Source organism: Devosia sp. (assembly GCF_017307495.1).
In the GTDB taxonomy this organism is placed as follows: Bacteria; Pseudomonadota; Alphaproteobacteria; order Rhizobiales; family Devosiaceae; genus Devosia_A.
On sequence record NZ_JAFKHE010000016.1, the window covers coordinates 207711 to 230860 of the forward strand.

A 23150-nucleotide genomic window follows, 5' to 3' on the forward strand; every position below is an offset into this window, starting at 1 on the left:
GGAGCCCTGTGCCAGATTGGTGCAGATTGCGGCCGGCTGTTAAGCCTGCAGCGCCTTCACGCGGGAGTTGAGACGGCTCACCTTGCGGGCCGCCACATTGGCGTGGACGATGCCCTTCTGAGCCGCGCGCACGATCTCCGGCTCGGCTGCCTTGAGGGCCTCGACGGCGATCTTGTGGTCCCCGGCGGTGATCGCTTCCTCGACCTTGCGGACGAAGGTGCGCATGCGCGAGCGGCGCGACTTGTTCACCGCGGTACGGGCTTCGATCTTGCGGGTGGCCTTCTTGGCGGAGGCGGTATTGGCCATGAAATCCTCTTGGCGCTTCAACCCAGTGGCGCAGCCTTGCGAGCCGCTCACCCACGGGCGATGAAATGAAATCGGCGGCACCAAGCCGCCAAGTTGGGGGGTGTATAGTCGCGGCCACCGGTGGCGTCAACTGGATTCAGGCCCGTGGCCGAGTCGCCGCTAGTGCTGGCACACCGGGCAGAAGAAGCTCGAGCGACCCGATTGCACGATGCGCCTGACGGTGCCGCGGCAGCCCGGCGTGGGGCACGGTTCGCCCTCGCGATCATAGACGGCGAAGCGGTGCTGGAAATAGCCCGAATTACCGTCGGCGGCCCGGAAGTCGCGCAGCGTCGAGCCGCCGGCGTCGACGGCCTCGATCAGCACGGTGCGCACGCCGTCGGCAAGGTCCTCGAGGCGTTTCGAGGGCTTGCCCGACTTCAGCACCAGCGTGCCTGCGGCGACGTCGGGGCGGATGTGGGCGCGGTGCAGCGCCTCGCTGACATAGATATTGCCCAGCCCGGCCACCACGCGCTGGTCGAGCAGGGCCGCCTTCATCGGCGCCTTCTTGCCGCGGAAGCGCTCGGCCATCTCGGCGGCATTGAAGGCGTTGGACAGCGGCTCCGGTCCGAGTCCGGCCAGCCACGGGCTGTCCTCGTCGTTGCCGAACAGGTCCATGAAGCCGAAGCGGCGCGCATCGTTGTAGATGAGCTGCAGCGGCCCGTGCCCGGGATGGGTGAGTTCGAGGACGAGGTGGTCGTGCTTGCGGTCCTCGGTCGGCTCGTAATAGCGGCTCGGCTCCTTGAACCTGAACGCCTCGAAGCGATAGGTGCCGGTCATGCCCAGGTGGCTGAGCCAGGTCTTGCCGGTCGAAAGGCGGAACAGCAGGTACTTGGCGCGGCGCCCGGTGCTGTCGATGGTCGCGCCTTCCAGCGCCTGCTTGAACCCCTCGGGAAACGGAAAGCGCAGGTCCTTGCGCTTCAGCGTCACCCTGTCGATGCGCGCGCCGGTGACATAGGGCTCGAGCCCGCGGCGGACCGTTTCGACCTCTGGCAGCTCGGGCATCGGGGACTCCTTGTTCAGCACGCGATATGTGGCGGGCGAACCTAAGTCACGCAAGCGCCGCGCGCTGTCAGGGTTTGTCACGGCCTCAGCGAGTAGGGTCCCGGCTGGCGCAGGGATGGCATCGAGTGGGAGGAGAGCGGGGTCGCCATCGCCTCAACCATGCGCCCGCGAGAAGCATGGCAAGCGCGACCCCGCTCCGCTATAACGCCGGCAGATTTCGGAGACGACAGGCATGGCTGGGACCACGCATTTCGGCGAACGCACGGTCGCCCTCGAGGACAAGCAGGGGCTGGTCAACGACGTCTTCCACCGCGTCGCCGACCGCTACGACCTGATGAACGACCTGATGAGCGGCGGCGTGCACCGTCTGTGGAAGGACGCCATGGTGGCCCGCCTGGCCCCGCCCAGGCAGGGTTCGGTGCCCTACCGCGTGCTCGACATGGCCGGCGGCACCGGTGACATCGCCGAACGCATCGTCAATGCCTCGGTCGGCTATGCCGAGGTCACCGTCGGCGACATCAATACCGACATGCTGCGCGTCGGCGAGGAGCGGGCCAAGGCGTGGCGCTTCCCGGCGCAGGCCAAATTCGTCGAGGCCAACGCCGAAGCCCTGCCGTTCGCCGACGAGAGCTTCGACGCCTACACCATCGCCTTCGGCATCCGCAACGTGCCGCGCATCGAGCTGGCGCTGCGCGAGGCTTTTCGCGTGCTGAAGCGCGGCGGGCGCTTCCTCGTCCTCGAGTTCAGCCAGGTCGACACGCCCGTGCTGGCCGAGGTCTACAAGGCCTTTTCCGACCGCGTCATCCCGCCGATCGGCCGCGCCGTCACCGGCGACGCGCAGCCCTACCAGTACCTCGTCGAGTCGATCCGCAAGTTTCCGACCGCCGAGCACTTTGCCCAGATGATCGGCGCTGCCGGCTTCAAGCGCGTCACCCACACCGCGCTCTCCGGCAACATCGCGGCCCTGCACGCGGCCTGGAAGCTCTGACGCCATGGGATTGGGGGCCTATTTCCGCCTGGCTCGGGCCGGCTTCGTCCTTGCCCGCGAGGGCGCGCTGTCGATCGCCGATAACGACGCGCTGCCGCCGGTGATGAAGGCCGGGGTGCGCTTCGGCCGCCTGTTCGAGCGCGGCGAGGTCCGGCGCAGCGGCAATGTCGAGCGGCTGACGCGCGCCCTGCACCGGCTCGGTCCCACCTATGTGAAGCTCGGACAGACCCTCGCCACCCGCCCAGATATCGTCGGCCCGGCGGCGGCCGCCGACCTCGCGGTGCTGCAGGACTCGATGGAGCCGTTCGATCCGGCGCTGGTGCCGGGCCTGCTGCACGAGGCGCTGGGAGCCCGGGCCGCCGAGCTGACCGAGTTCTCGCCGCCCATCGCCGCGGCCTCGATCGCCCAGGTCCATCACGCCAGGCTGGCCGACGGCACCAAGGTGGCGGTGAAGATCCTGCGACCCGGCATCCGCCAGCGCTTCGCCGCCGATATCGAGAGCCAGTATGCCGGCGCCCGCCTGGCCGAGACGTTCGTCCCCAAGCTGCGGCGGTTGCGCCCCGTCGACGTGGTGGCAACGCTCGACCGCTCGGCCCGCATCGAGCTCGACCTGCGCCTCGAGGCCGCCTCGATCTCGGAGTTCACCGACAACATCAAGGACGACACCGGCTTCGTCATCCCGCGCGTGCTGTGGGACTACACGTCGGACACGGTGCTGACCACCACCTGGGTCGAGGGCATCCCGATCCGCGACAACGCGGCGCTCGATGCGGCCGGCGTCGATCGCAAGGCGCTGGCGAAGAACCTGCTGCAGGCCTTCCTGCGCCACACCGTGCGTGACGGCTTCTTCCATGCCGACCTGCACCCGGGCAACCTCTTCGCCGACCCGCGGACTGGCGATGTCATCGCCGTCGATTTCGGCATCATGGGCCGCATCACGCGGCGCGAGCGGCGCTTCCTCGCCGAGATCCTCTATGGCTTCATAACACGCAATTACCGCCTGATCGCCGAGCGGCACTTCGAGATCGGCTACGTGCCGCGCAGCCAGTCGATCGACGAGTTCGCCCTCGCGCTGCGCGCCATCGGCGAGCCGCAGCATGGCCGTCGCGTCTCCGAGATTTCGATGTCCAAGGTGCTGGGCCAGCTCTTCGCCACCACCGAGCTGTTCGAGATGCAGACGCGCCCCGAGCTGATCCTGCTGCAGAAATCGATGGTGCTGGTCGAGGGCGTGGCGCGCGCGCTCGACCCCGAACTCGACATCTGGACCATTTCCGAGCCGATCGTCGGCGACTGGGTCCGGCGTTCGGCAGGCCCGCTCGGCCGGCTCGAAGACCTCAGGGATCACTTCGACACCGCCGTGGCGACGCTCGGCCGGCTCCCGGCGGTGGTCAGCAAGGCCGAGGCGGCGCTCGACGACTACGAGCACGACAAGCACGCGCCGGGCCGCCGCTTCAACCGCTTCATGATCCTCACCGGCTTCTGGCTCGGACTGGTTGTTCTATTGACCGCGCTCTGGCGTCTCCTCGGATTCTGAATGCGGGTTCATGACCCGTTCATCAACCGGGCGATAACGAGGCGGCGCACGCTTGCAGCTCTTGGGTCCCGGCCATACCGTGCGGGGAAGCGGCGGGCGGACTGTTGAGGAGAATTCCATGACCCTGAAGACCATTGCCCGGCTGGCCGGCGTCCTTGTGCTCGGCGCCAGCCTTGCCGGCTGCATGGATGTGACCGCCGAGATCGACGTGCTGTCGGAGACCGCCGGCAAGGCGACGACGACGATGACGGTCGGCGCCGAATTCTATCCGATGATCAAGCAGATGCAGGAGGCGGCCAAGGCCGGCGGCGAGGAAGCCGAGAGCTCCGACAGCAGTTTCTGCCAGGACGAAGGCGACGTGCTCACCGAGAACGGCGACGGCAGCGCCACCTGCACGTCGGTCAAGGAAGGCAACCTGACCGAGATCACCGCCGATGGCGAAGGCCCGAACCAGGATACCATCTTCACCGTGGTGAGCCCGGGCGTCGTTCGCGTCGCCTTCAAGACCGACGAGATGAAGAGCCAGGTGACGCAGGGCGAAGAGCAGGACGAGCAGACGGCGCAGATGATGAAGGCCTATTTCGAGGGCCACAGCGCCACCATCCGCATCAAGGGCAAGAAGATCGTCGAAACCAACATGACCAAGGTCGGCGACAACGCCGCCGAGACCGTGATCCCGTTCACCGACCTGCTCGATGGCAATGTCGATCTGCCGGCCGAGCTCTACGCCGTGGTCGACACCCGCTGATGACGGCACGCGTCCAGATCGGCTTCATCTGGCTTGAACACGGCCGGGGCCTTGAGGTCCCGCGCCACGAGACGGCGGGCGCGGCGGGAGTGGACCTCCTTGCCGCGCTCGACGCTTCGGAGGTCGTGACCCTCGCCCCGGGCCAGCGCGCCCTGGTGCCGACCGGCATGGCCATCGCCCTGCCGGCCGGATACGAGGCACAGGTGCGCCCGCGCTCCGGGCTTGCCGCCAGGTACGGCGTGACCGTGCTGAACGCGCCGGGCACGATCGACGCGGACTATCGCGGCGAGATCAAGGTGATCCTCGTCAACCACGGCGACGCCCCGTTCGAGATCCGGCGCGGCGAGCGCATCGCGCAGATGGTGGTGGCGCCGGTGACGCAGGTCGCGTTCGCGCTCAGGGAGACCCTCGATGACACGGCACGTGGTGCAGGCGGCTTCGGCTCGACTGGCCGCTAGTCTCGGGCTGGCGTTGCTCGCGTCGCCGGCCCTCGCGGGCGATGCGGCGGCGATCGACCCGATCGGCTTTTCCGCCGACGGGCGCTATTTCGCCTACGAGGAATATGGTGTGCAGGACGGCTCCGGCTTTCCCTACGACTCGATCTTTCTCGTCGACCTGATCGCGGACAAATGGGTCGGCACGCCCGTCCGCGTCCGCCTCGACGACGAGACCGCCACCCTCGATGCGGCGCGCAAGCAGGCCCTGTCAGAGGCGAAAGCCATGCTCGACAAGGCCGGGATGGTGATGCCGGCGCAGCCGCTGCTGATGAACGCCGACGGCGAGGTCGGCGCCAGCGGCATGGAGGTCGGTTTCGGCATGTTCGGCAATGGGCTCGACGCGCCGCGCGATCCGTTCACGCTCAGGCTCGAGACCTTCGCATCGACAACGACAGAACCCTGCGCCAGCTACGGCATGGAGGGTCCGGTGCAGGGCTTTGCGCTGACTCTGACCGACAGCGCCGGGAACACCGCCGAAGTCCATCGCGACGCCGCCGTCCCGGCCTCGCGCGGCTGCGTTTCCGACTACCGCATCCACGCCATCTTCAGCCCGTTCCCGTTCGCCGTCAGCGCCTCGCCGCTGGTTGCCGTCATTGCCGCCTACAGCCTCGGCTTCGAAGGCCCTAACCGCCGCTTTGTCACCGTACCGATCGCGCCATGAGCATGTTGAGCCCCGAAGAGATCAAGCGCTATTCCCGCCACATCGTGCTGCGCGGCGTGGGCGGCGATGGCCAGCAGAAGCTTAAGTCGGCCCGCGTGCTGGTGGTCGGCGCCGGCGGGCTGGGCAGCCCGGCCATCGCCTATCTGGCGGCGGCCGGGGTCGGGACGCTGGGCGTGGTCGACCACGACACGGTGTCGCTGTCGAACCTGCAGCGCCAGATCATCCATCGCAGCGACGCAATCGGCACGTCGAAGGCGGAAAGCGCCGCCGGCTTCGTGGCCGGGCTGAACGATACGGTCGCTTTCGTCTCGCATGTCGAGCGGGTGGGTACCGACAACGCGGCCGGGCTGGTCGCCGGATACGACTACGTGCTCGACGGCACCGACAATTTCGGCACCCGCGCCATCGTCGCCGCGGCGGCCCAGGCGGCGGGCGTGCCGCTGGTGTCGGGCGCGGTGTCGATGTTCGACGGCCAGGTGACGGTGTTCATGCCCGGGGGCAGGACCTTCCGCGACCTTTACCCGGACACGCCGGACGAGGCCGACCTGCCGGCCTGCGAAGTGGTGGGCGTGCTCGGCGCCGTCACCGGCGTCATCGGCACGCTGATGGCCATGGAGGCCATCAAGCTGATCACCGGGATCGGGGAGCCGCTGGTCGGGCGGCTGCTGCTCTACGACGGACGCGCTGCCCGGTTTACCGAACTGGGCTACTGACTCCCCTCCCCCTTGAGGGGAGGGGCCGGGGGTGGGGGTCCACCGGCGAACCACCTCACCATCCCTGCAAGGGGGGAGCTACTTCACCCCGCGCAGCGCCAGCGCCCGCTGCGCCCGGATCGAGAACAGCACCAGCGCGGCGATGGTCACGACGAACGGGATCATGCGGATCAGCTCGGCCGGGATATCGTTGAACAGGCCGGGCATCACCACCGCCAGGGCCTCGAACGCACCGAACAGCAAGGCCGCCAGCAGCGCCCCGACCGGATGGCGGGCGCCGAGCAGCACCGCCCCCAGCGCGATGAAGCCGCGGCCCGCCGTCATGTCGCGGGTGAAACCGACATAGTTGAACATGGCGAGCTGCGCCCCGCCCAGCCCCGCCAGCGCGCCGGAGACGACAAGGCTCAGGGTGCGGATCCGGTTCACCGGGATGCCCGCTGCCTCAGGCGCTGCCGGGTACTCGCCGACGCCGCGCAGCCACAGGCCCCACGGCGTGCGATAGAGGAAATACCAGACGGCAAAGACGAGGAAGGCCGCGAGCCAGCTCAGCACCGAATGGCCCGAGAGCAGCGCCGTCAGGGTCGGGCCGACGACCGGGATGCCGGAGAGGAAGCCCAGATCGACGGCGGGGATGGCCTTGGACTGCAGGTTGATCGAGGTGCCCTTGTCGCCGCCGGTGGCGAGCGCCAGCGCGAACACGGTGCCACCCGTCGCGAGAATGTTGATGGCGAAACCGACCAGGATGATGTCGGCCTTCATCCGGTAGGCGAAGAACGCCATGATCAGGCCGAGCAGGGCGCCGGCCCCGAGGCCCGCGGCCACCGCGACATACCACGGGGCATAGACCGAGACGATCACGGCGGTGAGGCATCCGATCAGCATCATGCCCTCGAGCGCCACGTTGAGCGCGCCGGAGAGGTCGGCGATGAGACCGCCGAGCGTTGCCAGCAGCAGCGGCGTCGTGGTTCGGATGATGGTGACGAAGAAGGCCGCCGAGAAGACGGTGACGAACAGCTCCATCATTTGGTGGCGCCCCCGGCGGTGGCCGGCGCCGCGACGGCAGCCGGGTTGCGCCTGAACAGGCGCGTGACGAAGTTGAGCGAGAAGCTCGAGGAGACGAGCAGGATGATGATCGCCGTGACGACGCCGATCACTTCGGCCGGCACGTCGGTGCGGATGTTCATCAGCTGCGCGCCCTGCCGCAGGTAGCCGTAGAACAGCGCCACGATCGGCACCGCCAGCGGCCGGCTGCGGGCAACGATGGCGACGAGGATGCCCTCGAAGGCGAGGCCGCCCTCGAACAGCACGGTGAGCTTGCCGTAGCCTTGGCCCTGCACGAACATCGAGCCGAGCAGGCCGCCCAACGCGCCCGACGCGGTCATCGCCGAGACCATGATGAAGGTCGACTTGATGCCGGCATATTCGGCGAAGCGGGCGTTGTGGCCGACGAGCCGGAGCTTCAGGCCCCAGCTGGTGCGATAGAGCGCGAACCACACCACCAGCACCGCGACGAGCGCGAAGACGAGCCCGAGGTCGAGCCGGGTGATGTTGAGGAAGTCGAACTTGATCAGCTGCGGATAGACCGCGGTGTCGGGGAACTCGTTGGTGGTCAGCACGCCCGCCTGCGGCTTGGGCAGGCTGACGCGGACGAGGAAGTTGCACGCCTCGATGGCGATGTAGTTCAGCATCAGCGACGAGACGATCTCGTTGGCCCCCAGCTTGGCCTTGGCGATGCCGGGCAGGAACCCGTAGATCGCGCCGGCCAGCATCGCTGCGGCGATGCCGAGCGGGATGCCGGCCCAGGTGGCGCCGAGCGGCGTCAGCACCACATAGGTCGCTGCCAGCGCGCCGATATAGACCTGGCCCTGCACGCCCATGGCGAACTGCCGGGCCTGGAACACCAGGCTGAAGGCGAGGCCGGTGACGGTCAGCTTCGCCACGTCGTCGAGCCAGAGGCCGATGGTGCGCGGCTTGGATGCCGGGGCCGTCAGCAGCTGGCCGAAGGCGTCGAACGGCGCCTTGGAGGTGAACAGCACGATGACGAAGGTGACGACCAGCGCAATGACCAGCGCGCCGACGGCGCGGCCGACTTCCCGGCGCACCGTCTTCCAGCGCGACGAGCGGTCGATGGCGGGGATGTTGCTCATTTGAGGGCCGCCTTCATTTCGTCTGCGGTCTGGGTCGAAAGGCCGAGCATGTAGGTACCGAGCGTTTCCGGCGTGAGGTCGGGGGTATTGATGAAGGCCGCGACGATCTTGCCGCGATAGAGCACCAGCAGCCGGTCGCTCAGCGCCAGCAATTCGCCGAGGTCGGCCGAACTCAGCAGTACCGCGGCGCCGGCATCGCGGGCGTCGGTGATGGTGCGCCAGATGAACTGGGTGGCGCCGAGGTCGACGCCGCGCGTCGGCTGGTTGACCAGCAGGAGCTTGGGCTGCTCGCTGAGCTCGCGCGCCACCACCACCTTCTGCATGTTGCCGCCCGAGAGCGTCCCCACGGTGTAGTTCGGCCCGCCGACGCGGATCGAGAACTGCTCGATCAGCCTGACCGCATTGGCCCTGATCGCCTTGAGGTCGAGCAGGCCGTTGCGGACATAGCGCTTGTCGTTGAGGCGGGTGGCGACGAGGTTCTCCGCCACGGTGGAGCCGGTCGACAGGCCCTGGGCGATCCGATCCTCGGGAATCGAGGCGAGGCCGAGCCCGCGCCGCTCGAGCACCGACATCGGCGTTGCGTTCTCGTTGGCGATCGTGATCGTGCCGGCCACGATCGAACGAAGGCCGGCGATCGCCTCGAGCGTTTCCGCCTGCCCGTTGCCCTCGACGCCGACAAGGCCGACGACCTCGCCCGAGTGCACGTTGAGATCAAGGCCGGCGACCACTTCCGTGCCCAGCGCATTGACCACGCGCAGGCCGCTCACCGCGGCGACGCGCTGCGTCTGGTCGGTCGGCTTGCGCTCGACGCGCAGCGCCACCTCGCGCCCCACCATCATGGCGGCAAGGCTCTTCTCGGTCACTTCCCTGGTCTTGACCTGGCCCACGGTCTTGCCCTGTCGCATCACCGTGATGGTGTTCGAGATCTCGAGCACCTCGGGCAGCTTGTGGGCGATGAAGATCACGGTCTTGCCCTGCGCCACCAGCGAGCGGATGGCGACGAACAGCTCCTGCACTTCCTGCGGCGCCAGCACCGCGGTCGGCTCGTCGAGGATCAGGATGCGGGCGTTGCGATAGAGCGCCTTCAATATTTCGACGCGCTGCTGCTGGCCGACCGGCAGCGTCCGGACGGGCGGCAGCGGATCGACCTTGAGGCGGAACTTGTCGCTCAGCGCCCGCACCTCGGCGATCGCCTTGTCGCGATCGAGCCGGATGCCGGCGCGCGGCTCGGAGCCGAGCACGACGTTCTCGTAGACGGAAAAGCTCGGCACCAGCGAGAAGTGCTGGAACACCATGCCGATGCCGGCATCGATCGCCTCGCGCGGATTGGCGAAGCTGACCGGCCTGCCGTCGAGCGTGAGCGTGCCGGCATTGGGCTGCTCGATGCCGAACAGGATCTTCATGAGGGTGGACTTGCCCGCGCCGTTCTCGCCGACCACGGCATGAACCTCGCCCGGCTCGATGACGAGGTTGACCCCGTCGTTCGCCACCACTCCGCCGGGATAGACCTTGCCGATCCCGCTTGCTTCAAGAAGCGCCATGCTGCCCCGCGCCTGGTTTTGACAGTCTGGCCCGGGCCACTGCGGTCCGGGCGAGTACACCCCTCCCCCTTGCGGGGAGGGGCTGGGGGAGGGGGTCCATCAGAGACGAACCCCACCACCCCCTCCCTCGGTCCCTCCCCGCAAGGGGAGGGAGGCGATCGACCTTACTTCACGTCGGCGGCGACGACGATCTCGCCGGCGATGATGGCCGCTTCCTTGGCGTCGACTTCGGCGCGCACATCGGCCGGCACCAGCTTTTCGTACTGGGCGTTCTTGGAAATGCCGACGGCACCGTCCTTGAGGCCGAGCACGATGCGCTTGCCGTATTCCTGGGTGCCGTCGATGGTGCCCTTGAGCGCCAGGTAGAGCGACTCGCCGACCTTCTTTTCGACCGAGGTGAAGATCACGTCGGCCTGGGCCGGATCGGTGACCGCGAAGATGGCCGCCTGGTCGCTGTCGACGCCGACCGCGAGCTTGCCGCCACCGGCTTCCTTGACCGCCTGCAGGGCGCCCAGGCCCGTGCCACCGGCGATCGGGAAGATGATGTCGGCGCCCTGGTTGAGCTGGGCGAGACCGATTTCCTTGCCCTTGGCCGGGTCGGAGAAGGTGCCGGCCGTGGCGTTGAGGATCTGGATGTTCGGGTTGGCATCCTTGGCGCCCTGGTCGAAGCCGACCTTGAAGTCGGTGACGGTGGGGAATTCCATGCCGAGGATGGTGCCGAGGATGCCCGACTTCGAGATCTTGGCGGCGGCGTAGCCGGCGAGATAGCCGGCAGTCGACGTGCCGTACTGGACGGCCAGCACGTTCTTGCAGTCGCACTTGGTGTAGTCGGGCGCGTCGTCGAAATCGATGAACTTGACGTCCGGGTACTGCGGGGCGAGCTCGGCGATGTAGGCAGTCATGTCGAACGTGCCGGCGATGACCACGTCGTAGCCGCTGTCGGTGGCGTCGGCGAGGCCGGCCTGCCACTTCGAACGGTCATAGCCCAGTTCGATGACCTTCACCTCGACCGGCAGTTCGGCCGCGGCCTTGTCCATGCCGGCCTTGGCGCTGTCGAAGAAGCTCTTGTCGCCCAGCGTGCCGTGCAGCACGAGCGCGACCTTGAGCGGGTGGTCCTTGGTGTATTCCGCGGCGGCGGCGGGGATCGCCGTCGACGCCATCATCGAGCCGGCGAGCAGCAGACCTGCCGCGGCCTTGGCGAAATTCGAGATCAGAGACATGCGCACTCCTGTTTGCGTTTGTTCTGGTTCAGGGGGAATAGGCGGCGGATACGGCGTAGAGGGCATCGACCTTCTTGATGTCGACCTCCTCGACGAACGTAATCTTGGGCGTGCCGAGGCGTCCCGAGGGATCGACCAGCGTCATGCCGCGGGTGATCCCGGGGGCGAGCGCGACCGACGACGAGGCCTCGATCGACTTGGTGATCATCGAAGGGTCGAGCACCACGGCGGCGGCGAGCGGATCGACATAGAGGAAGCGATCGGCGAGGCCGCGCTTGATGCCGTTCTCGCGCGCATGGCGGGCCAGCGCCTTGGAGAAGTCGCGCAGCGGCGTTTCGGGGATGGCGTCGAACATGGCGTCGACGCGCGGCCCTTCCATGAAGTGCGTGGTGCAGGGCTCCCACGGCACGACCACGGTCTCGACGCCGGCGGTCAGCACGACCTGCGCCGCCTCGGGGTCGGCATAGATGTTGAACTCGGCGGCCGGCGTGGTGTTGCCGCGGCCATAGACGTTGCCGCCCATGATGGTGAGCGTGCCGATGCCGTCGACGATCGAGGGCTCGAGCCGGAGCGCCAGCGCCAGGTTGGTGAGCGGGCCGATCATCAGGATGTCGACCTTCTCGCCCTTGGCCGCGGCGTCGCCGAAGGCGCGGCGCAGCACGCCGACGCCATCCTCGGAGGCCGGCAGGGCCTGCTTGTCGGGCCGGCGCGCGCCGCCGAGGCCATCGTCGCCATGCACATACTTGGCATCGATGATCGGCTGGGTCAGCGGGCGATCGGCGCCCTTGTGCACGGGCACGTCGACTTTCAGCATCGCCAGCACGGCGAGCAGGTTGGTCGTTGCCTGGTCGAGGCCGACATTGCCGAACACGGTGGTGATGAGGTCCGGCGTCCTGCCGTTGGCGACGAGCAGGATCAGCGCCTGGGCGTCGTCGACGCCGCCGTCGCTGTCGAAAATGAACTTACGCTTGGTCAAGCTAGGCAACTTCTTTCTTCTTGGCGTCGTCGACGCGGCTCCAGAACCCGGCATAGGTCGCCGAATAGGCCTGTCGGATGTCGCGATAGGGCCGCCGCGTCAAGCTGCGATCGTTGACCAATTGCTCGCCATCCACCCAAACGTGACGGACATCACGGCCCGAGCCCGAGTAGATCAGCAGCGTCTCGGGATCCGGCGTCTCGGAATAGCCGGCGCCGCGCAGGTCGAAGGCGACGATGTCGGCTGCCTTGCCGACCTCGAGGCTGCCGATCTCGTGCGCGAGCCCAAGCGCCTTCGCGCCCTCGATGGTGGCCATGCGGATCAGGTCGCGGCTCGACAGCGGCTGCGCCACGCCCTCGCGATGGCTGGCGACGAGGCCGGCGACCCGCATCTCGGCGACCATGTCGTAGGAATTGTTGGCGGCGACGTTGTCGGTGCCGAGCGCCACGGTGACGCCCGCCGCGCGCAGGTCGACGACCGGGCAGATGCCCTCGCGACCCGAGCGCAGCCCGGCCGTGGCGTTGTAGGACACCGAGGCGTTCGGGGCCCGCGCGAAGACGGCAATGTCCTCCGGGCTGAGGTCGAGGCAGTGCGCGGCATGGATGCGGCCCTTGAAGAAGCCGAGCTTTTCGAGCGCCACGGCCGCCGTGGTGCCGTAGCGGCGTATCGTTTCCTCGTTGTCCTCCGGCCCGCAGGCCATGTGCAGGTGGAGGCCGACCCCGTACCTGTTGGCCACCTCGACCTCGGCCACCAGCAGGTCCTCGGTATTGTCGACATAGGGCGCATGCGGGCCGAACCAGGGGATCACCCGGCCATCGGCCGAACGCTGCCGCTCGAGGAAGGCGGTCGCCCTGGCGAGCTCCTGCTCGCCGCGTTCCCTGTCACCCAGCTGCACGATGCCGTAGGCGATCACGGATCGAAGGCCCGCGGCCTTGACCGCGTCGGCGATCTCGTCGGCAAAGAAATACTGGTCGCAGAACGTCGTGGTACCCGACAGCGCCATCTCGGCGCAGCTCAGCGCAACGGCCGGACCGATGTCGGTCGAGACCAGCGACAGTTCCGGCTCGCGGATCGAGTTGTACCAGCCCTCCATGGTGAGCAGGCTCTGCCCCTCGGAGCGACCGCGGAACAGCACCATCACCGAGTGGGTATGGGCGTTGACGAGGCCCGGCATGACGAGGTGTCCGGTCAGCTCGAACACCTCGTCGAAGCCGGACGGGTCGGGAGTGCCGTCACGGGGTCCAATTGCGCTGATCCGTCCGTTTCGAATGGCGACATAGCCGCCGTCGAACACACGATTTTCAGCGTCCACGGAAAGCACAGTCGCTCCGTGGATAAGCGTCGAACCCATTTGACCCCCGTCCGGTAAACCGGTTTACATGACAATCTAACGACACAGCAAAGCCGCTTGTCAAATGCAATCGCGGCAGGATCACATGAGCCACAATCCGTTCCGCGCCGACCCCGAGATCGCCGCGCGCCTTGGCGAACTCGGCGCTCTCGTGGGCGGCGACATTGCCACCGAGATCATGCAGCTGGCCGCCCGCCGGGCGCGCCGTCCGGACGAGAACCTGGGCGGCGTCATCCTCCGCGACGAGGCGGCGGCCCTTGTCGACAGCTACGGGCTTGCCGGCATCGAGGAACTGATGCTGCTGGCGGTGCCGGCAGCGCGGCAGATCGCCCGGCCGCCGATCTCGGAATTCTTCGTCGGCGCGGTCGGCCTCGAGCGCGAGACCGGCAACCTCATCCTGGGCGGCAATGTCGAGTTTTCCGGCACGCACCTGGGCTTCACCATCCATGGCGAAGGGTTCGTGCTCACCCGCGCCGCCTCGCGCGGCACGACGATCCAGGCCCTCGCCATCGGCGAGGCGCATCCCTGCGCCCACTGCCGGCAGTATCTCAGCGAATTCGCCGCCAGCCGCGACATGGTGCTGATCGACCCGCTGGGACACCGGCTGACGATGGCCGAGCTCTATCCCTGGCCCTTCGATCCCGGCTATCTCGGCGAAACGGGCTATGTGCCGGGCAGCGTCTCGCCGCTCGCGCTCGGCCCGCACGCGCTGCCGACCGCCATCGCCGACCGGCTGGCCGCAGCCGGGCGCCGCGCCCATGCGCCCTATAGCGGCTGTCCCGGCGCCGTGGTGCTGGCGCTGGGCGACGGGCAGATGGTCGCCGGGTTCTCGATCGAGAGCGTCGCCTACAACCCGACCATGGGCCCGATGCAGGCGGCGATGATCGACCTCATCGCGCACGGCTACGAGGCCGCCGACATTGCCGCGGCGGCGCTGGCCACGCGGCTCGCCGGCGACGTCGACTATTCACGCAGCGTGACCGAGCTGCTCGGCAGCCTCGCCCCCGCCGCCACGCTGGCGATCGCCGGATGGGCCTGATGCTCGATGCCGCCGGCGCCAGCTGGGAAGACGTATCCGCCGCCATCGCGCGCGGCCTCGTCGCCGTTCTGCCCGTCGGCGCCGTGGAGCAGCACGGCGCGCACCTGCCGCTGCTCACCGACACGGTGATGGCGACCGGCGTGGCGCGGCGCATCGCCGAAGGCTGCGACGGCCTGCTGCTGCCCGCCCTCGCCTATGGCGACGCCTGGACCACCGAGGGCTGGGCCGGCACGCTCTCGCTGTCGCCCGAGACGCTGCGCCGATCGGTCGAGGATATCGGTCGCGGCCTGATGCGGATGGGGGTAAGGGGCCTCGTCACCGTCAACGGCCATTTCGGCAATCGCGAGCCGATCAGCCTCGCGGCACGGGCGCTGAGCGAGGCCGGTTTTCCCGTGCTGCATCTCGACTATCCGCGGCTCGAGGCGCTTGCCGCCGAGCTGATGGACAGCAAGCCCGCCGGCCCGGGCTTCTATCACGCCGACGAGGTCGAGACCTCGATGATGCTGGCGCTGGCGCCCGAGACGGTGCGCATGGACCGGGCCCGTCCCGAGTATCCGGAGTTCCCGGAGCTGTTCGGCTCCGAGCCGATGAAGCTCAGCGCCTTCAACACCTCCGGCGTGTTCGGCGACCCGCGGCCGGCCAGCGCCGAAAAGGGCGAGGCGATGATCGCCGGCATCGCGGCGGAGAGCCTCAGGCTGATTTCGCTATGGCGCGGAAAGCACGGCATATGAACCACCCACCGGCTGTCGGACCTTCCTGCATGACTGACCTCCCCGACGACCTGATCCTCAACGCCGCCGATGAAGTGAAGATCCGGCAGGACCTGCTGCTGGTCGCGCTCGGCAAGCGCCCGGCGGATCGCATCCTGCGCGTCGGGCGGCTGCTCGACGTGCATTCGCGCACCTGGCTCGAGGACCAGGAAATCGTCATCAAGGGCCGCCGCATCGCCTGGGTCGGTCCCGCCGGTGCCTACCCGGGCGAGGCCGCCGAGCGGGTGCACGAGCCGGACCTCAGCGCCGTTCCCGGTTTCGGCGAGGTGCACAAGCACATCGAGAGCTCGCACCTGACGCCGGAATACGAGGCAGCCCTCGTGCTGCCGCGCGGCAATACCTGGACCTGCGAGGCGAGCCACGAATTCTCCAATGTCGACGGTCCGCACAACCTCGAGTTCTGGCTGGCCGCCCGCAAGGCCGGCTCCCGCCTGAAGATCTTCCCGCAGCCGGGCTCGGCCGTGCCGCCCACCGCCTACGAATGGGGCGGCGGCCATTTCGGCCACGACGAGCAGCAGGGCTTCATGCGCAGCCCGATGGTCACCGGGCTCGACGAGGTGATGGACTGGCCCGCCGTATGGAACCCCGACAACCCGTCACACGCCCGCCTCTGGGGCATGATCGAGGCGACCTTCGCGGCGCGCGGCGTCGTCGAGGGCCATGCCGCCGGCCTGCGCACCCTGCCCGAGATCAATGCCTTCGCCGCGGCCGGGCTCGCCTCGGACCACGAGATGGCGACCGCCGACGAGGCCTGGGACAAGCTCCGGCACGGGCTCTTCATCGAGATCCGCGTCCACACCATGCCGGAGATCATCAGGGGTCTCCTGGAAAAGGGGCTCGCCGACTGGAGCCAGGTGGCGTTCGCCACCGACGACCGCAGCGCGCCGCAGACGCTCGAGATCGGCGCCACCGATCATAACGTCCGCACCGCCATCGCGGCGGGCCTCGCACCCGAGATCGCCATCCAGTGCGTCACCATCAACCCGGCCCGGCACATGCGGCTGACACCGCATGTCGGCTCGATCGCCCCGGGGCGCTATGCCGACATAGTATTGCTGCAAGACGTGCCGAGCCTGAAGATCGCGAAGGTCTGGGCCGATGGCGAGCCGGTCTCGGAGGGCAACCGGTTTACCGGCACGGTTCCGCAGATCGCCTGGCCCGACTGGGCGACCCGCACCGTCAACATCCGGCGCGAGATTACCGCCGCCGACTTCGCCATCAAGGCGGCGCCGGGCCGCGCCACGATGAACGCGGCCGTGATCCGCCCTTTCCACTGGCATCCGGAGTTCTACACCGTCGAGATGCCCGTCGCGGACGGCGAGGTGCAGCGGCTGCCCGCCGAGACCATCACCAAGTTCGCCATCGTCGATCGCTTCTCGGGCGAGGGCAAGGTGTCGAAGATGTTCTGGCGCGGCACCGGTCCGCGCGATCCCGACACGGCGCTCGCCTGCTCGGTGGCGCACGACAAGCACAACATCTGGACCTGCGGCTCGTCCGATGCCGCCATGGCGCTGGCGGTAAACCGGTTGCGCGAGCAGCGGGGCGGCTGGGTGCTGGTGCATCGCGGCGAAGTCACCGCCACGGTCCGCTTCGAGGTCGGCGGGCTGATGTCGCAGCGCTCCGCCGAAGCCCTCGATGCCGACATGCGGGCCCTGCGCGCCGCTGCCGCCACGATCGACTGGATGTACGAACCGACCTGGCATCCGCGCTGGCATCCCGGCTTCCCGGAGCGGCTGATGTTCGCGACGCTGACTTGCGCGCCCTGGCAATGGGTGCTGGTCGCCCCCTCGCCGCTCGCGCCCGAGGGGTTCGTCAACGTCGCGACCGGCCGGACGCATCCGATCGTCTGGTAGAAGTTCATGGTCGTTGCTGTGGAATTCGATCTACGAAACCGCTTTACTAAAGCGCTTCCCCTACCTTAGCCTGAGGCCTGCGAGTGGGGGTGAGATGGCGACTATCCATGATGTGGCGCAGGATGCCGGGGTCTCTCCGACCACGGTCTCGCGGTATCTGAACAACCGGATCGAGCTGCCGCCGGCCACCGCGGCCCGTATCGACGCGGCGATCAAGAAGCTCGACTACCGCCCCAATCTCCTCGCCAAGCGCCTGTCCACCGGCAAGACCGAGGCCGTCGGGCTCGTCACTCCGGAAATCCGCGAACCCTTCTTCGCCGAGCTCGCCTCGGCCTTCGAGGACGAGGCCGACCACCACGGCTACACCGTCTTCATGAGCTCGACCCGCTCCGACCGAAAGCGCGAGATCGCCTCGCTCGAGCGCCTGCAGGACGGCCACGTCGATGGCCTGCTGATGATGACCAACACGCCCGACGATGGCACGCTCGCGGGCCTGATCGGCGAGCGGCGCAACGTGGTGATCGTCGACGAGGACATCCCCGGCGTCAGCGTGCCGCGCCTGTTCGTCGAGAACAGCGAGGGGGCCTACCAGGCGACCAGGCACCTGATCGAGGCGGGACACCGGCGCATCGCCTATCTCGGCGGCCCGCAGGGCCTGCTGACCGTGACCGAGCGGCGCGAGGGCTTCCTGATGGCCATGAACGAGGCCGGCATCGCCGTGCGCTCCGAATATGTGGCGATGGGGAGCTTTGCGCCCGAGCTGGCGCGTGCCGCGACGGTCAGGTTCCTCGAGCTGCCCCTGCCGCCGACCGCGATCTTTGCGTCCTCGGACTATCTCGCCATCGGTGCGGTGATGGGCCTGCGCGATGCCAATGTCAGCGTGCCCGACGAGGTGTCGCTGATCGGCTTCGACGACATTGCCTTCTCGACCCTGCTGACGCCGCCGCTGAGCGCCGTCCGCCAGCCGGTCGAGCAACTGGGGCGACAGGGTTTCCTCACCCTGCTCGCCCTGCTGAACGGGGAAACGCCGCCGCTCCTCACCCGCCTTCCCGTCGAACTCATCCGCCGCCAGTCCGTAGCGGCCCCCACTTCCAAGGATTTCAGAGCTTGAGCAAACGCGTACTGATCGCAGGCGAGTCCTGGGTCACCCACTCGATCCATACCAAGGGCTTCGACAGCTTCACCACCACCGAATACAACGAAGGCGTGCGCTGGCTGAAGGCGGCGCTCGAATCGGGTGGCTGGGACGTGACCTTCCTGCCCAACCACCTGGCCTCGCGCGATTTTCCTCAGACCGCCGAAGCACTCACCGCCTTTGACGTGGTGATGCTCTCCGACATCGGCGCCAACACGCTGCTGCTCCATCCCGATACCTTCGTGCGTTCGGTGCCGCTGCCCAATCGCCTCGTCTCGATCAGGGACTACGTCCTCTACGGCGGCGGCCTCGTCATGATCGGCGGCTACCTCACCTTCCAGGGCATCGATGCCAAGGGCCAGTATGCCGGCTCGCCGGTCGAGGACGTGCTGCCGGTGACGCTCCACCGCCATGACGACCGCAAGGAAAATCCCCAGGGCGTGGTGGCCCATGTCGGCGATCCCGGCCACCCGATCACCAGGGGCATCCCCCCCGAGTGGCCGGCCCTGCTGGGCTACAACGAGGTGGCGGCGAAGCCCGATGCCGAGGTGCTGGTGCGGGTCGGCGGCGATCCGCTGATCGCCGTCGGCGAATACGGCAAGGGCCGCTCGGCGGTCTTCACCTCCGACTGCGGGCCGCACTGGGCCCCGCCCCCCTTCGTCGACTGGGCCGGCTACGCCCCGCTGTGGAACAACATCGCCAACTGGGTGGCGCGCAAATGACCAAAGTCAAGCAGGCGCCCGATCCCTGGCAGCGCACCACCACCGAGAACGGCTTTCCGGCCGACGAGGTGATCTCGGCGTTGCAGAAGTCCATCCGCCGCGGCCTCGTCGACAACGCCGTGCTGCTCGGCTGGGAGATGTTCATCACTTCGCCCGAGCTCGAGGAAAAGATGTGGGCCCGGCTGCAGGTGATCTCGGTCGAGGATGTCGGCTACGGCAACCTGGACGCGCCGGTGCTGGTCGATACGCTCTATCGCATGCATGAGCGCTTCGCCCGGCCCGAGCACGACCGGTTCCTGTTCGCCGCCCACGCCATCCGCGTGATGGCTTCGGGCAGCAAGGACCGCACCACCGACGACATGGTCAACTGGGCCAAGCACAACGTGGCGTTCGGCGAGCGCATGCCGGAGATTCCGGATTTCGCCGTCGACATGCACACCGGCCGCGGCGAGGCCATGGGGCGGGACTATCTTTACTTCATGACCGAAGCCAGCAAGGTATCGCCCGAGATCGAGAACAAGGACCAGACTTATCGCGACTGGATCCTTCAGGCCTTGAAGGCGGGCAAGCTGAGCTGATTTGGGAACGCCGGAGCACTTAGTGCACTCCGGCTGTCATCCCTGCGCAAGCAGGGACCCATTCGCCGCTTGCGCCGGCTAAGAGTTGGTTCCCAGCCTGCGCTGGGATGACACCGAGTTTTGGGCACTGGCGGTGCCCCCGGCCGAGACGCGGGACAGCATCCGGCCACCATAGGGAGGAAGATCAATGGCGCGCGCACCGGTCGCCGTACTCGGCATTTTCGTCGCGGACCTGGCGTTCCGCGCCCCACGCCTGCCGCTGATGGGCGAGACCATTCTCGGCCAAGGCTTCAAGGACGGGCCGGGCGGCAAGGGCTCGAACCAGGTGATCGCGGCGGCCCGCGCCGGCGGCGATGCGCGCATGATTACCCGCATCGGCCGCGACACCTTTGGCGACATGGCACGGAAGGCTTGGGCCGCCGATGGCGTCGACACCTCCGCGGTCATCATCGACGACACCGCCCCGACCGGCGCCGCGTTCATCTTCGTTTCGACCGAAACCGGCAACAACGCCATCATCGTCGAGAGCGGCGCCGCCGCCAACCTGTCGCCCGCCGACGTGCTGGCTGCCGAGCGCGTCATCGCATCCTCCAAAGTGCTGATCACCCAGTTCGAGCAGCCGGTGGAAACGGCGATGGCCGGGCTCGCCCTGGCCCGCCGACACGGCGTCACTACCATCCTCAACCCTGCCCCGGCGGTGCAGGTCGACGATGCGATCTATGCGCTCTGCGACTACGTTACGCCCAACGAGACCGAGGCGGCGACGCTGACCGGGCTCAAGGTCGAGACCGAGGCGGAGGCGCTGGTGGCGGCCAAGGAATTCGTTCGGCGCGGTGCGAAGAACGCGCTGATCACCCTGGGCGACAAGGGCGCGCTGCTGCACGGCGAAGCGGGGACGCACATGGTGCCGGCATTCAAGGTCGCCAGGGTGGTCGAGACGACCGGCGCCGGCGACGCCTTCAACGGCGGTTTTGCCGTGGCACTGGCCGAGGGCCAGTCGCCGGTCGAGGCCATCCGCTTCGGCTGCGCCACCGCCGGCATCTCGGTGCAGCGCCCGGGTACGGCTCCATCGATGCCGACGCGGGCCGAGATCGAGGCGCTGCTTGCCGGCTAGGGGACGAGGCTGGCTGCGTGTCCTTCGCCGTGCCGGGGTTGCGGGCGAGAGCGCGGGACATGTTGGGCATGCCGACGCGTTCCGGGTCACGCACCCGTGCTCCTCGGGACCGGCGTCCGCGCGAACCTTTGCAGCCCGTCTGCGTTAGCTGCCACCCGGAGATCCCGATGACCAACCTTGCGCCTGCGCCATCCCGTCGCATCCCCTATGTCCTGGCCGGGCTGGCCGCCCTGTTGCTCTGGGCTTTCGGAGCCGTCGCAGACGAGGTCATTGAGGGCGACAGTCTCGCCTTCGACAATGCCGTCATGGCGTTCTTCCGCGAAGCCGGCAATCCCAACGACCCGTGGGGGCCGCCCTGGCTCGAGGAAGCGATGCGCGACATCACCGGGCTGGGCAGCTTCACGGTACTCGGCCTCGTGCTGGTGGCCGTCGTCCTCCACCTCGCCCTTTCCGGCAAGGGCCGGACAGCGCTGTTCGTCGGGTTCGCGGTGATTGGCGGCACCATCCTGTCGACCGGGCTGAAGATGGTGTTCGACCGGCCGCGTCCTGACGTTGCGGCCGCGGCGCGGGTGTTCACCGCGAGCTTTCCAAGCGGGCACGCGACGGTCTCGGCCGTCGTCTATCTGACCCTCGGCCTGCTGCTCGCCGAGGCGATCTCCCAGCGCCGGTTGAAGGTGTACTTCATCGGCCTCGGGGTGTTTCTGACGGTGATCGTCGGGGTGTCGCGGGTCTACCTGGGCGTGCACTACCCCACCGACGTTCTCGCCGGCTGGTCACTGGGCACGGCATGGGCCCTGATTTCCTGGGCCGGCTATTCGCTGCTCTGGGGACACGATCGGCGACCGACAACTCCGCGCGCCCAGCAATAGTCGCGCGCCCGGTCGGATGGGTGAAACTTTCGACTCAAGCTCTCCGTAGCTGGCGCGGTCACTCAGATGAGTGGATCGAACAGATGGAGGAATGCATGAACATCCTGAAGGCTGCGGCCCTCGCCGCGGCAATTTCGCTTGGCTCGCTCGGCGCCACCGTCGCGCAGGCCGCGAACATCGTCGAGACGGCCGCCTCCGTGGGCACGTTCAAGACGCTGCTCGCCGCCGCCAAGGCCGCGGGTCTCGCCGAAGCGCTGTCCACGACCGATAACATCACGGTCTTCGCTCCGACCGATGCGGCTTTTGCCGCCCTGCCGGCCGGGACTGTCGAGGACCTGCTGAAGCCCGAGAACAAGGACAAGCTGGTGGCGATCCTCACCATGCACGTGCTGCCTCGCGTGCTGATGTCGAACCAGCTGCTGAGCAAGCCCTTCCACGTGAAGACCCTGAACCCGGGCGAACGGCTGACGATCTCCGCCAAGTCGAGCGGCGTCACCGTGTCCGGCTCGAACACGGCCAAGGTCGTGCAGGCCGACGTCAAGGCCGACAACGGCGTCATCCACGTGATCGACACGGTACTGCTGCCCTGACCACCCGTGGCGCTGCCGAGGGCGTGAGTGCCCTCGGCAGGCAACCGGTCCGGCGATGGCCCCTCTCCTATGACGGAAGGGCCTGGTAGGCGCGGATAAAGGCCTCGGCGTGCTCGACGTCGAACTGCGCGAGCGACAGCGGATAGTCGGCCGCCCCGCCCAGTTCGGACTGGTGCAGGCGCGCGATGACCAAGGGAGCAAGCAGGCCGATGGCGGCGAAACGGGCCGTGCCTGGCCGCATCTCCCCACGGGCGACATGGGCATCGAGGCGCTGGCCGATGGCGGAAAGCATGGGCTCGAGGTGGTGGCCGAGGAACGCGTGAGCGGACCTCGAACTGCCCAGCCCCTCGGTCAGGCCGATCACCTGAAGCGACATGACGCCCCGATCGAGCCCCTGCGCGACCATCCCGACCAGCTCGCGGATCGAGTCGGCAAACGGACCTGAGGGTCGCGCAGCCATGGCAAGATAGGCGTCGCCCTGCTTGCGGGCGTCGTGCAGGATGGCCTCGACCAGCGCTTCGCGCCCGCCGAAATAGTGCGCCAGGGTCGACGTCGAGACCCCGCAGGCTACGGCGAGTTCGCGCCAGCTGGCATGCCGGCCCGAGGGTCGAGAGAGGTGCGCGCGGGCGAGCGCGATCAGCGCCAGGCGGCGCGATTCGAACTGCTTGTCGCGGCTGCCTGCCGGGCGGGCCATCGGTCGCCTCCTTGTCGGACCCTGCTTCCCAACCACCGCAAGGTGCTGTACGTTCCATATATC

At 68.1% G+C, this 23150-nt stretch carries 24 protein-coding genes; 15 read left to right on the plus strand and 9 right to left on the minus strand.

Features of this window, described 5'->3' with window-relative positions:
- Positions 1 to 39: 39 nt before the first annotated feature.
- A complete protein-coding gene (rpsT, locus tag J0I99_RS08950) occupies positions 40 to 306 on the minus strand; it encodes a 30S ribosomal protein S20 (RefSeq protein WP_291397146.1) in 267 nt (88 codons plus the stop codon).
- A gap of 159 nt (positions 307 to 465) precedes the next feature.
- On the minus strand, positions 466 to 1347 hold the full coding sequence (gene mutM / locus J0I99_RS08955) for a bifunctional DNA-formamidopyrimidine glycosylase/DNA-(apurinic or apyrimidinic site) lyase (protein WP_291397147.1): 882 nt from the start codon (positions 1345 to 1347) through the stop codon (positions 466 to 468).
- Between the two features lie 232 nt (positions 1348 to 1579).
- On the opposite strand from mutM, the gene ubiE reads away from it, so the two are divergent.
- The 6 genes from ubiE to J0I99_RS08985 all read left to right on the plus strand — a co-directional run bounded on the left by ubiE (position 1580) and on the right by J0I99_RS08985 (position 6488).
- Positions 1580 to 2335 (plus strand): bifunctional demethylmenaquinone methyltransferase/2-methoxy-6-polyprenyl-1,4-benzoquinol methylase UbiE, encoded by a 756-nt coding sequence (gene ubiE, locus J0I99_RS08960; protein ID WP_291391272.1) that lies wholly within the window; start codon positions 1580 to 1582, stop codon positions 2333 to 2335.
- Between the two features lie 4 nt (positions 2336 to 2339).
- Positions 2340 to 3869 (plus strand): 2-polyprenylphenol 6-hydroxylase, encoded by a 1530-nt coding sequence (gene ubiB, locus J0I99_RS08965; RefSeq protein ID WP_291397148.1) that lies wholly within the window; start codon positions 2340 to 2342, stop codon positions 3867 to 3869.
- A 118-nt stretch (positions 3870 to 3987) separates the two neighbouring features.
- Positions 3988 to 4617, plus strand: a complete 630-nt coding sequence (locus tag J0I99_RS08970; protein WP_291391270.1) for a hypothetical protein — start codon at positions 3988 to 3990, stop codon at positions 4615 to 4617.
- Positions 4617 to 5075: a dUTP diphosphatase gene (dut, locus tag J0I99_RS08975; protein ID WP_291397149.1), complete on the plus strand. Its 459-nt coding sequence runs from the start codon at positions 4617 to 4619 to the stop codon at positions 5073 to 5075. The genes J0I99_RS08970 and dut overlap by 1 nt, the downstream gene beginning before the upstream one ends.
- Positions 5029 to 5775 carry a DUF2259 domain-containing protein gene (locus J0I99_RS08980; protein WP_291397150.1) on the plus strand — a complete coding sequence of 249 codons (747 nt, stop codon included), beginning with the start codon at positions 5029 to 5031 and terminating at the stop codon, positions 5773 to 5775. The genes dut and J0I99_RS08980 overlap by 47 nt, the downstream gene beginning before the upstream one ends.
- A complete protein-coding gene (locus J0I99_RS08985) occupies positions 5772 to 6488 on the plus strand; it encodes a molybdopterin-synthase adenylyltransferase MoeB (RefSeq protein WP_291397151.1) in 717 nt (238 codons plus the stop codon). Before J0I99_RS08980 ends, J0I99_RS08985 begins: the two co-directional genes overlap by 4 nt.
- Positions 6489 to 6566: 78 nt before the next feature.
- On the opposite strand, the gene J0I99_RS08990 is transcribed toward J0I99_RS08985, so the two are convergent.
- From J0I99_RS08990 to J0I99_RS09015, 6 genes are all read right to left on the minus strand, one after another.
- Positions 6567 to 7511 carry an ABC transporter permease gene (locus tag J0I99_RS08990; RefSeq protein ID WP_291391266.1) on the minus strand — a complete coding sequence of 315 codons (945 nt, stop codon included), beginning with the start codon at positions 7509 to 7511 and terminating at the stop codon, positions 6567 to 6569.
- Positions 7508 to 8635 carry an ABC transporter permease gene (locus J0I99_RS08995; RefSeq protein ID WP_291391265.1) on the minus strand — a complete coding sequence of 376 codons (1128 nt, stop codon included), beginning with the start codon at positions 8633 to 8635 and terminating at the stop codon, positions 7508 to 7510. The genes J0I99_RS08990 and J0I99_RS08995 overlap by 4 nt, the downstream gene beginning before the upstream one ends.
- Positions 8632 to 10176, minus strand: coding sequence for an ABC transporter ATP-binding protein (locus tag J0I99_RS09000; RefSeq protein WP_291397152.1), 1545 nt, complete (start codon positions 10174 to 10176; stop codon positions 8632 to 8634). Before J0I99_RS09000 ends, J0I99_RS08995 begins: the two co-directional genes overlap by 4 nt.
- Before the next feature lie 164 nt (positions 10177 to 10340).
- Entirely contained in the window at positions 10341 to 11396 is a 1056-nt protein-coding gene (locus J0I99_RS09005; RefSeq protein ID WP_291397153.1) for a BMP family protein, read from the minus strand.
- Between the two features lie 28 nt (positions 11397 to 11424).
- The gene (locus J0I99_RS09010) at positions 11425 to 12372 is read right to left on the minus strand and encodes a nucleoside hydrolase (RefSeq protein WP_291391262.1); all 948 of its coding nucleotides are present in this window, start codon (positions 12370 to 12372) and stop codon (positions 11425 to 11427) included.
- Position 12373: 1 nt separating this feature from the next.
- Complete coding sequence (locus J0I99_RS09015; protein ID WP_291397154.1) at positions 12374 to 13723, minus strand: amidohydrolase; 1350 nt, start codon at positions 13721 to 13723, stop codon at positions 12374 to 12376.
- 85 nt (positions 13724 to 13808) lie between these two features.
- On the opposite strand from J0I99_RS09015, the gene J0I99_RS09020 reads away from it, so the two are divergent.
- The 9 genes from J0I99_RS09020 (at position 13809) to J0I99_RS09060 (ending at position 22393) form a co-directional block, all read left to right on the plus strand.
- Entirely contained in the window at positions 13809 to 14762 is a 954-nt protein-coding gene (locus J0I99_RS09020) for a hypothetical protein (protein ID WP_291397155.1), read from the plus strand.
- Positions 14762 to 15493, plus strand: a complete 732-nt coding sequence (locus J0I99_RS09025) for a creatininase family protein (protein WP_291397156.1) — start codon at positions 14762 to 14764, stop codon at positions 15491 to 15493. Before J0I99_RS09020 ends, J0I99_RS09025 begins: the two co-directional genes overlap by 1 nt.
- Before the next feature lie 29 nt (positions 15494 to 15522).
- Complete coding sequence (locus tag J0I99_RS09030; protein WP_291397157.1) at positions 15523 to 17385, plus strand: adenine deaminase; 1863 nt, start codon at positions 15523 to 15525, stop codon at positions 17383 to 17385.
- A gap of 94 nt (positions 17386 to 17479) precedes the next feature.
- Complete coding sequence (locus J0I99_RS09035) at positions 17480 to 18496, plus strand: LacI family DNA-binding transcriptional regulator (RefSeq protein ID WP_291397158.1); 1017 nt, start codon at positions 17480 to 17482, stop codon at positions 18494 to 18496.
- Positions 18493 to 19242 (plus strand): glutamine amidotransferase, encoded by a 750-nt coding sequence (locus J0I99_RS09040; protein WP_291397159.1) that lies wholly within the window; start codon positions 18493 to 18495, stop codon positions 19240 to 19242. The genes J0I99_RS09035 and J0I99_RS09040 overlap by 4 nt, the downstream gene beginning before the upstream one ends.
- A complete protein-coding gene (locus tag J0I99_RS09045; RefSeq protein ID WP_291397160.1) occupies positions 19239 to 19820 on the plus strand; it encodes an AAA family ATPase in 582 nt (193 codons plus the stop codon). The genes J0I99_RS09040 and J0I99_RS09045 overlap by 4 nt, the downstream gene beginning before the upstream one ends.
- Positions 19821 to 20007: 187 nt before the next feature.
- The gene (rbsK, locus tag J0I99_RS09050; RefSeq protein WP_291397161.1) at positions 20008 to 20934 is read left to right on the plus strand and encodes a ribokinase; all 927 of its coding nucleotides are present in this window, start codon (positions 20008 to 20010) and stop codon (positions 20932 to 20934) included.
- 167 nt (positions 20935 to 21101) lie between these two features.
- Positions 21102 to 21803: a phosphatase PAP2 family protein gene (locus J0I99_RS09055; RefSeq protein WP_291397162.1), complete on the plus strand. Its 702-nt coding sequence runs from the start codon at positions 21102 to 21104 to the stop codon at positions 21801 to 21803.
- Positions 21804 to 21898: 95 nt separating this feature from the next.
- Positions 21899 to 22393: a fasciclin domain-containing protein gene (locus tag J0I99_RS09060; RefSeq protein ID WP_291391252.1), complete on the plus strand. Its 495-nt coding sequence runs from the start codon at positions 21899 to 21901 to the stop codon at positions 22391 to 22393.
- 67 nt (positions 22394 to 22460) lie between these two features.
- Here the strand turns inward: J0I99_RS09060 and J0I99_RS09065 are convergent, their stop codons facing one another.
- Positions 22461 to 23087, minus strand: coding sequence for a TetR/AcrR family transcriptional regulator (locus tag J0I99_RS09065; RefSeq protein ID WP_291397163.1), 627 nt, complete (start codon positions 23085 to 23087; stop codon positions 22461 to 22463).
- Between the last annotated feature and the right edge of the window lie 63 nt (positions 23088 to 23150).

Excerpts from the sequence above, each read along its gene's own strand:
- J0I99_RS09045 (WP_291397160.1), top strand. The coding sequence starts at position 19,239 with ATGACCAAAGTCAAGCAGGCGCCCGATCCCTGGCAGCGCACCACCACC.
- J0I99_RS09005 (WP_291397153.1), bottom strand. The coding sequence starts at position 11,396 with ATGTCTCTGATCTCGAATTTCGCCAAGGCCGCGGCAGGTCTGCTGCTC.
- J0I99_RS09060 (WP_291391252.1), top strand. The coding sequence starts at position 21,899 with ATGAACATCCTGAAGGCTGCGGCCCTCGCCGCGGCAATTTCGCTTGGC.
- J0I99_RS08980 (WP_291397150.1), top strand. The coding sequence starts at position 5,029 with ATGACACGGCACGTGGTGCAGGCGGCTTCGGCTCGACTGGCCGCTAGT.
- J0I99_RS09065 (WP_291397163.1), bottom strand. The coding sequence starts at position 23,087 with ATGGCCCGCCCGGCAGGCAGCCGCGACAAGCAGTTCGAATCGCGCCGC.
- J0I99_RS09015 (WP_291397154.1), bottom strand. The coding sequence starts at position 13,723 with ATGGGTTCGACGCTTATCCACGGAGCGACTGTGCTTTCCGTGGACGCT.
- ubiB (WP_291397148.1), top strand. The coding sequence starts at position 2,340 with ATGGGATTGGGGGCCTATTTCCGCCTGGCTCGGGCCGGCTTCGTCCTT.
- dut (WP_291397149.1), top strand. The coding sequence starts at position 4,617 with ATGACGGCACGCGTCCAGATCGGCTTCATCTGGCTTGAACACGGCCGG.
- J0I99_RS08970 (WP_291391270.1), top strand. The coding sequence starts at position 3,988 with ATGACCCTGAAGACCATTGCCCGGCTGGCCGGCGTCCTTGTGCTCGGC.
- J0I99_RS08995 (WP_291391265.1), bottom strand. The coding sequence starts at position 8,635 with ATGAGCAACATCCCCGCCATCGACCGCTCGTCGCGCTGGAAGACGGTG.
- ubiE (WP_291391272.1), top strand. The coding sequence starts at position 1,580 with ATGGCTGGGACCACGCATTTCGGCGAACGCACGGTCGCCCTCGAGGAC.
- J0I99_RS09025 (WP_291397156.1), top strand. The coding sequence starts at position 14,762 with ATGCTCGATGCCGCCGGCGCCAGCTGGGAAGACGTATCCGCCGCCATC.
- mutM (WP_291397147.1), bottom strand. The coding sequence starts at position 1,347 with ATGCCCGAGCTGCCAGAGGTCGAAACGGTCCGCCGCGGGCTCGAGCCC.
- rpsT (WP_291397146.1), bottom strand. The coding sequence starts at position 306 with ATGGCCAATACCGCCTCCGCCAAGAAGGCCACCCGCAAGATCGAAGCC.
- J0I99_RS09055 (WP_291397162.1), top strand. The coding sequence starts at position 21,102 with ATGACCAACCTTGCGCCTGCGCCATCCCGTCGCATCCCCTATGTCCTG.
- J0I99_RS08990 (WP_291391266.1), bottom strand. The coding sequence starts at position 7,511 with ATGATGGAGCTGTTCGTCACCGTCTTCTCGGCGGCCTTCTTCGTCACC.
- J0I99_RS09030 (WP_291397157.1), top strand. The coding sequence starts at position 15,523 with ATGACTGACCTCCCCGACGACCTGATCCTCAACGCCGCCGATGAAGTG.
- rbsK (WP_291397161.1), top strand. The coding sequence starts at position 20,008 with ATGGCGCGCGCACCGGTCGCCGTACTCGGCATTTTCGTCGCGGACCTG.
- J0I99_RS08985 (WP_291397151.1), top strand. The coding sequence starts at position 5,772 with ATGAGCATGTTGAGCCCCGAAGAGATCAAGCGCTATTCCCGCCACATC.
- J0I99_RS09000 (WP_291397152.1), bottom strand. The coding sequence starts at position 10,176 with ATGGCGCTTCTTGAAGCAAGCGGGATCGGCAAGGTCTATCCCGGCGGA.
- J0I99_RS09035 (WP_291397158.1), top strand. The coding sequence starts at position 17,480 with ATGGCGACTATCCATGATGTGGCGCAGGATGCCGGGGTCTCTCCGACC.
- J0I99_RS09020 (WP_291397155.1), top strand. The coding sequence starts at position 13,809 with ATGAGCCACAATCCGTTCCGCGCCGACCCCGAGATCGCCGCGCGCCTT.